This is a genomic window from Luteibacter aegosomatissinici, assembly GCF_023078495.1.
Classification (GTDB): Bacteria; Pseudomonadota; Gammaproteobacteria; order Xanthomonadales; family Rhodanobacteraceae; genus Luteibacter; species Luteibacter aegosomatissinici.
The window spans coordinates 4,135,655-4,143,061 of record NZ_CP095742.1 but is presented as its reverse complement, the minus strand read 5'-3'; the positions used below and the strand labels follow the sequence as shown (position 1 = coordinate 4,143,061).

The 7,407-nt window shown below is 66.6% G+C and carries 6 protein-coding genes; 5 read left to right on the top strand and 1 reads right to left on the bottom strand.

The features are described from left to right. The first annotated feature begins 49 nt into the window (after window positions 1-49). The 5 genes from L2Y97_RS18645 to L2Y97_RS18625 all read left to right on the top strand — a co-directional run bounded on the left by L2Y97_RS18645 (window position 50) and on the right by L2Y97_RS18625 (window position 6,914). Window positions 50-1,939, top strand: a complete 1,890-nt coding sequence (locus L2Y97_RS18645) for a TolC family protein (protein ID WP_247429612.1) — start codon at window positions 50-52, stop codon at window positions 1,937-1,939. A 34-nt stretch (window positions 1,940-1,973) separates the two neighbouring features. After that, window positions 1,974-2,726: an efflux RND transporter periplasmic adaptor subunit gene (locus L2Y97_RS18640; protein WP_247429610.1), complete on the top strand. Its 753-nt coding sequence runs from the start codon at window positions 1,974-1,976 to the stop codon at window positions 2,724-2,726. Window positions 2,727-2,730: 4 nt separating this feature from the next. Then, window positions 2,731-4,113, top strand: a complete 1,383-nt coding sequence (locus L2Y97_RS18635) for an efflux RND transporter periplasmic adaptor subunit (RefSeq protein WP_247429608.1) — start codon at window positions 2,731-2,733, stop codon at window positions 4,111-4,113. Continuing rightward, complete coding sequence (locus tag L2Y97_RS18630; protein ID WP_247429606.1) at window positions 4,110-6,239, top strand: site-2 protease family protein; 2,130 nt, start codon at window positions 4,110-4,112, stop codon at window positions 6,237-6,239. The genes L2Y97_RS18635 and L2Y97_RS18630 overlap by 4 nt, the downstream gene beginning before the upstream one ends. Window positions 6,240-6,662: 423 nt before the next feature. After that, window positions 6,663-6,914 carry a hypothetical protein gene (locus L2Y97_RS18625; RefSeq protein ID WP_247429604.1) on the top strand — a complete coding sequence of 84 codons (252 nt, stop codon included), beginning with the start codon at window positions 6,663-6,665 and terminating at the stop codon, window positions 6,912-6,914. A 227-nt stretch (window positions 6,915-7,141) separates the two neighbouring features. Here the strand turns inward: L2Y97_RS18625 and L2Y97_RS18620 are convergent, their stop codons facing one another. Further along, window positions 7,142-7,396, bottom strand: a complete 255-nt coding sequence (locus L2Y97_RS18620; RefSeq protein WP_247429602.1) for a CsbD family protein — start codon at window positions 7,394-7,396, stop codon at window positions 7,142-7,144. Window positions 7,397-7,407 lie beyond the last annotated feature (11 nt).

Here is a 7,407-nt window from a genome sequence, read left to right as displayed (position 1 = left end):
CAAAAGGACTTTCCGACCCATGTCTCACCTTCAGCCGATGAACACTGCCATGTCGCGTTCCTCCCTGCGTTTTGCTCCCCTGGCCGCCGCGGTGGCCCTCGCGGTCTTCCTCGCCGGTTGCGGCGCGGTGAAGCCCAAGCCGCTGACCCACGACGAGATCGCCGCGCGCGTCCAGAAGGACACCCAGGCGATGTACAAGGGCCAGGAGCCGGTGAACGGCCCGCTGACGCTTTCCGACGTCATGGCCCGCTCGCTGAAGTACAACCTGGATTACCGCCTGAAGCTGATGGAGACGGCGCTGTCGCAGGGCCTGCTCGACGTGAGCAAGCTGGACATGCTGCCCAAGCTCACCGCCGATGCCGGTTACCGCTGGCGCAGCAACGATTCGGGTGGCACCAGCATCGGCATCGAGGACCGCATCGTTTCGCTGCGCCCCTCGACCTCCGAAGAGCGTGCGCACCTGCTGGGTGATGCCACGCTGTCGTGGGATGTACTCGACTTCGGCCTGAGCTACTACCGCGCCAAGCAGGCGGCGGAAGACGTGAACGTGACCCAGGAGCGCCGCCGCAAGGTGCTGCAGAACATCGTGCAGGACACCCGCGATGCGTACTGGCGCGCCCTGGGCGCGCAGCGCCTGCTGAACGAAGCGACCGACGTGGCGAAGAACATCGACGCGGCGCTGGAGAAGACCCGCCAGGCCGAACGCGCCGGCATCCTGCCGCCGGTCGAAGGCCTGGAATACCAGCGCGCGCTGCTCGATGCGATGAGCCTGGTCACCCAGAAGCGCCAGGAAATGGAGTTCGCCAAGCGCGAGCTGGCCGCCCTGATGAACCTGGCCCCGAACACCGACTTCACCCTGGCCGATACCACCGAGGGCGCGCTCTCGCCGCTGCCCGCGAACATCGACCAGCTCGAGCAGATGGCACTGGAACAGCGCCCGGAACTGCGCGAGGAAGACTACAAGACGCGCATCGATGCGCTGGAAGCGAAGAAGCAGATCACGGCGCTGTTCCCGAACCTCAACCTGTTCGGCGGTATCGGCTACGACTCCAACAAGTACCTGTACAACGAGAACTGGACCCAGGGCGGTCTCAGCATGTCGATGAACCTGGTGCGCCTGGCCGGTATCCCGGCGATCAAGCGCACCAACAAGGCGCGCATGGAAGTGGACGATGCCCGCCGCATGGCGCTCAGCATGGCGGTGGTCACGCAGGTGCGCGTCTCCGTGGAGCGCTACAAGCTGGCCGTGTACGACCACAACCTCGCCCAGGAGTCGGCCAGCGTGGATCAGCGCCTCGCCAGCGTCGCCCGCGCCGGTTCGAACAACCAGCTCACTAGCGACCTGGAAACGCTGCGCACGCAGGCCCGCTCGCTGGTTTCGCGCTTCCAGGAAGCCTCGTCGTATGCCGCCGCGCAGTCGGCCTACGGCCGCGTGCTGAACTCGGTGGGTATCGACCTGATGCCGGAACAGGTATCCGGTAGTGACGTGGCGACGCTGTCCCGTGCCATCCAGACCAGCCTGGTGGAAGGCGAGCAGCACGTGTTCACCCAGGTGGCTGACGTCGCCCACGTGGATCGTCCGTTCGCGCTCAGCGTCTCCGGCCTGCCGGCCAAGGTGGATGGCGACGCCGTGCGCAACGCCGTGGGCAACGTGCTCACCGGCAACCGCCTGCCGCTCGGCAACGGCAACGACAGCCTCGCGGTGGAGCTGCGTTACAGCGCCTCGCGTGGCAAGGCCACGACGCGTGCGGTGTGGGATGTGACCGTGCAGGACAAGGGTGGCAAGCAGCTGATGAAGCAGAGCTACCAGAGCTACCTGCCCGATGACGTGACCACGCGTTCGGTCAGCGCGCTGGCCGAGGCCGCCGTGCTCTCCGTGCTCGACCAGCTCCGCCAGCTCTCCGCCGCGCCGGAAACCGCCGCGGCGAACACCCCGTAACCCGACGCTCCGTCACTTACGCAGTAGAAAGACCATGAAGACGTTGAAGTGCCTGCCGGCCATCCTCGCGCTTGGCATCGTTTGCTCCACGGGCGCCGCCGCACAGGCCGCGCCCGCCACCACCGCCCAGGCGCCGGTCCGGTTCCTGGTGGTGGCGGACCAGGAAAGCCCGATGTCGGCGGCCACGCCGGGCCGCGTCGCACGTGTGTACGTGCAGCTCGGTGATGCGGTGGCCAAGGGCAAGGTGCTGGTGGCCTTCGATTGCAGCGACCTGACGGCGAAGCGCGAAGCGGCCGATGCGGAGTTCAAGGCCGCGCAGCTGCGTTACGAAGCGAAGGCGAAGCTGCAAGGCCTGCAGTCCGCCGCCGCGCTGGAAGTGGAACTCACCGCCGCCGATGTGAACCGCACCAAGGGCCAGCTGGGCATCATCAACGCGGAGATCGCCCAGTGCCGTTTCGTGGCGCCGTTCGATGGCCGCGTGGCCCGCGTGCACGTGAAAGAAGGGCAGGGCGTGGGCGCCGGTGCGCCGGTGATCGACCTCGTCGGTACGGGCACGCCGAAGGCGCGCCTTAACGTGCCTTCCAACTGGATCAGCTGGCTGAAGCCGGGTGCGCATCTTGATGCCACCGTGGACGAGACCGGCCAGCGCTACCAGCTCACCGTCACCCGGCTGAGCGGCCGCGTGGATGCGGTGAGCCAGACCATCGAGATCGAAGCCGATTTCACCGGCGATACCAGCCGCGTGCTGCCGGGCATGAGCGGCCGCGCCGCGCCGGGCAAGGGCTAAGCCGATGACCGCCAAGCCTGCCGCGGCCGCGCCGGCATCGTCGCGTTTCTACGCGCTGGCCTCGCGCGTGGAAGCCGCCACCACGGCGGCCGAACTCGGCTTTGCTATCTGCAACGACACGCGCCTGCTGGTGGATTACCGCCAGGCGGCGCTGGTCGTGATGGGCAGTGCACCACGGCCGTCCCGGCTGGTGGCGCATTCGGGCCTGGCCGATGTAGACCCGAACACGCCCTACGCGCTGTGGCTGTCGGGCGTGACCAAGGCGATCGCCGCGCGCTGCGCGGAACTTCCCGCCAACGCACGCGTGCTGCCGCTCTCGCCGGATCTGCTCGATGAAGAGCTGGCAACCGCCTGGAGCGAATGGTTCCCCGCGCAGGTTTGGGTGCTGCCGTTGATGGGTCCGGACAAGACGGTCGCGGCCCTGTTGTTCCTCGGCCGCGATGAGCCGTGGCCGACCACGCTCACCTCCGATGGCGAAGAGTTCGCGCTGCTGCACATGGCCGGCTTGTACGGTTATGCGTGGTGGTCGCTGGTGGCACGGCCCTCGCGCGTGCAGCGCTGGTGGCGCGCGGCGACAAGCGGCCGCCGCTTGCGCTACATCGCCGTTGGCTTGCTGGTCGTGTTGTTGCTGCCGGTACGCGAGTACACGCTGGTGCCGGCCGAAATCATTTCGCTGCACAGCCAGGTCATCGCTTCCCCGCGCGAGGGCGTGATCCGGCGCATGGTGATCCTGCCGAATGCGGCGGTGAAGGCGGGCCAGGTGCTGGCCGAGCTGGATGACACCACCCTGCGCAACAAGCTGGCCGTGGCCCAGGCCGAGCTCGCCACCGCCAACGTCGAAATGCACCAGGCCGCGCAGCAGGCGATCGAAAGCCAGAACGCCAAGGCCGACCTGGGCATGGCCGAAGGCAAGCTGCACGAGCGCGAAGTGGATGTGGCCTCGCTGCAGCGCGAAGTCGAGAAGCTCGAGATCCGCGCGCCGGTCGATGGCGTGTTCGTGTATTCCGATCCGGATGACTGGGCGGGCCGCCCCGTACAGACCGGCGAGCGCATTGGCTTGCTCGCCGATCCGCATACGCTGGGCGTGCGCGCCTGGGCGCCGGTGGGCGAGCCGACCAACCTGGAAGGCGGCGCGCCGATGACTGTTTTCCTGAAGACCGCGCCACTCAGCCCGATCGGTGCACGCCTGGATTACGCCGGCTACCAGTCGGTGGAATCGCCCACGGGCGTCGCCAGCTACGTGCTGCGTGGCACGGTGGATGGTGATGCGTCGGCTGCGCGCATCGGCTTGCAGGGCACGGCGCGTGTCTCCGGCCGCTGGAGCGTGCTGGGGTACCTGTTGCTGCGCCGCCCGCTGGCCACCGTTCGCGCCTGGTGCGGGGTATGAACGCGGCGGCCATGGCCGCCGTAGGTGCAGGCGCTGGCGCGGCGCCCCCGCCGTGGCCCGCGCTGCGCGATGAACTGGATATCCATGCCGCCGGGCGTAACCGTGACGGTTCGCCCGCGTGGCATCTCTCCGATCCCGTGCGTAACCAGTTCTTCCGCATCGGCTGGCTTGAGTTCGAGATGCTGCAGCACTGGGGGCTGGGCGACCCGGCGCGGATCGCGGAAGCGGTTGCTGCGACGACGACACTGGCGCCTGAGCCGGATGACGTGGTTGAGTTTGCGATGTTCCTGAAGCAGCAACAGCTGCTGCGCAACGCGCAGCCGAAGCGGGCCACGTCCACGGGCCATTGGTTGCTGCAGAACTACCTGTTCATTCGTGTTCCGCTGGTGCGGCCCGAGCGTTTCCTGCGCAAGGCGTTGCCGTATATCCAGTGGATGTTCAGTGCGCGTTTCCTGATCGCCACGCTGATCGCCGCGGTGCTTGGCCTGATCTTCGCCGCGCGGCAGTGGGATGTGGTGCAGGCCAACCTGCGCGGTGCGCTCACGTGGGATGGCGTGTTCGCCTTCGCCGGCGCGCTGGTGTTTTCCAAGTGCTGGCATGAGTTCGGCCACGCGTTCATGGCCACGCGGCACGGCGTGCGCGTGGGCCACATGGGCGTGGCGCTGCTGGTGATGTGGCCCATGGCCTATACCGATACGGGCGAGAGCTGGAAGCTGGAGCGCTCGCAGCGTCGTCTCGCTATCGCCTCCGCAGGCGTGATGGCCGAGCTGGTGCTGGCCGCGTGGTGCACGCTGCTGTGGTCGTTCGCACCCGATGGCAACTTCCGCAATGCGCTGTTCTTTCTTGGCACGACGGCGTGGGTGCTTACCATCGCCGTGAACGCGAGCCCGTTCATGCGCTTCGATGGCTATTTCATCCTGGCCGATGCGCTGGATTATCCCGGCTTGCATGAGCGCGCCGGGCGCTGGGCCAAGCGTTGGGTACGCCACACCTTCCTCGGCATGGAGGATCCGCGTCCCGATGCGGTGTCGCGTCCGTTCGCCGTCTTCCTTACGAGCTTTGCCTTTACGACCTGGCTTTACCGCCTGACGCTGTTCGTGGGCATTGCCGTCGTGGTGTACCACGCCTTCTTCAAGGCGATGGGCCTGATTCTTTTCCTCGTGGAAATCGTGACGTTCGTGGTGAAACCCATGCAATACGAAGTACGTGTGTGGTGGCACCGTCGTGCCGAGATCCGCTGGCCCGTAGCGCGCCGCTGGTTGATCGGCCTGGGCTTTGTCGCGTTGGTGCTGCTGGTGCCCTGGTCGTCGACCATCCATGGCGATGGCGTGGTGGAATCCGGCTTCGAACAGCCGCTGTTCACGCCGTTCCCGGCGCAGATGGAAAAGGTACTGGTGCACGATGGCCAGGCGGTGAAGCGCGGCGATGTGCTGTTCGAGCTTTCGGCGCCCGCACCGCAGGATGATGGTGCGAAGGCCGATGCCTTGCGCGAGGCGTATGAATCCGCCGCACGTGGTGCGTCTGCGCTGGATCGCGATGGTGTCGCGAAGCAGGTGGTGGCCGACCGCATGGCCGAGCAGTACGACGCGCAGCGTGCCGCCAGTGCGGCCGAGCTGCACCGCTTGCGCGTGGTCGCCGCGGGTGATGGCGTGGTGCGCGACGTGGATGAAACCTTGCGCGCTGGTAGTTGGGTGTCTTCCAACGCCCGCATGGGCACGCTGGTCGGCGGTATGCGGTGGCGCGTGGAAGCGCTCGTCTCTGAAGCTGACCGTGCGCGCCTTAGTGTGGGCAGTGAGGCCACCGTGTTCCCGAAGGGCGCTGCGGCTCCCCTGCACGGCAAGGTCGTGACCGTGGATAACGGCGCGCTGGAACACCTGCCCAGCCTGGCGCTAGCCAAGGAACGCGGCGGCCCCATTCCGCTGAACCCCACGGCCCCGGCCAAGGAGCTGCGCCCCGCCAGCGTGTGGTACCGCGTGCGGGTGGAAGGCGAGGGCAGCGTCCCCGTCGCGACCGAGCAACTTGTATCGGTGCATATCGATGGCAAGCGGGAAAGCCTGGGCCGCCGGTGGATCGATAGCGCGCTGCTCATTCTGTTGCAGCAGACGGGGCTGGGTAAGGACGGGTGAGCCCGACGAGACCCGCGGCGTACGGAAATTCGTATGCCCGCTGGCCCACGATTTTCGGTTTCCAGGGTCCGGCACGGCGCCGGTGGGCCAGCAAACCCCTGTTACTGCGCGGTCGACCGAGGAATTAACGAGGTTTTTCCAACTTTTTCGCTCCCGGCGGTTATCTGGTCACGGTAGAAATGACCTGACCCCACCCTAAGGAGCTTCCCCATGTCACCGGCCGTCCTGCAGATGGAGCCCCAAGCGACGACCGATGCGCCCTGGGTGCCATCGCGCGCAAGCGCGCTCCTACACGGGGCGTCAGCGGCGGGTAACCCTGCTACCTTGGCGGCCCCGGATGGGCTTACCGCAATTTGTCACATGTTTCGCGTAGGACAGTCATGCGATCCCGGTAGATATACCCAAGACCTTCCGGAGGATTCCATGATGGCCCTGGCCGCCCTGCGTATCGAAACCTTCGCGCCCCTGGCGGTGATCGCCGGCGTCTGCGAGGGCGTGGACGACGCCACCCGTCTGGTCGACCTGCCCGAGGATGTGATCGATTCCCTCGACCGCTATATCGCCTTCGACCTGCCGACGCACGGCTCGTTCGGCGAATGGATCGTGATGCAAGCGATGGATCCCACGCAGCCTGCGGTGACGGTGGGTGAGCTCAAGGCGTATTACGCGTCGTGATGTCGAGGCGAGCATGCCTGACGTCTTGTGTGATGTAGTTCTCATAAGACAAGAATTGAGAATTCTTCTATATCCACGAGGCTCTCTCGTTTTCTAAGGGTCGCCGCTTTGCTGGCGTTCTTGGAGGAAGGAGAGGTTCATCCGCGTTCGCGAATGAACCGCAACCGGGGTGCCGCATGCACCTGCAGCACCCCGGAAATCCGCGATGAACCAAAAAAACGTGCTGCCTAGTCCCGGCGGGCCAGCAACATGCCGACCAGGATGCCGACGCCGAAGCCGCTGAGGATGGCGCCGAGGGGGCGGTGGGCGACGGCGTCGCGGACGTGTTCTACCGCATCGCCCGCTTTCTGCTGCACGCGGCCGGCGGCTTCGCGCACGGCGCCTTCGCCTTCCAGGCCATGGTCGCCGGTGAGGGCGCCGGCGGCACGCTGTACACGGCCACCGATGGTATTGGCGGCGCCGCGGATCTGGTCTTCGTTCATGGGTCTCTCCC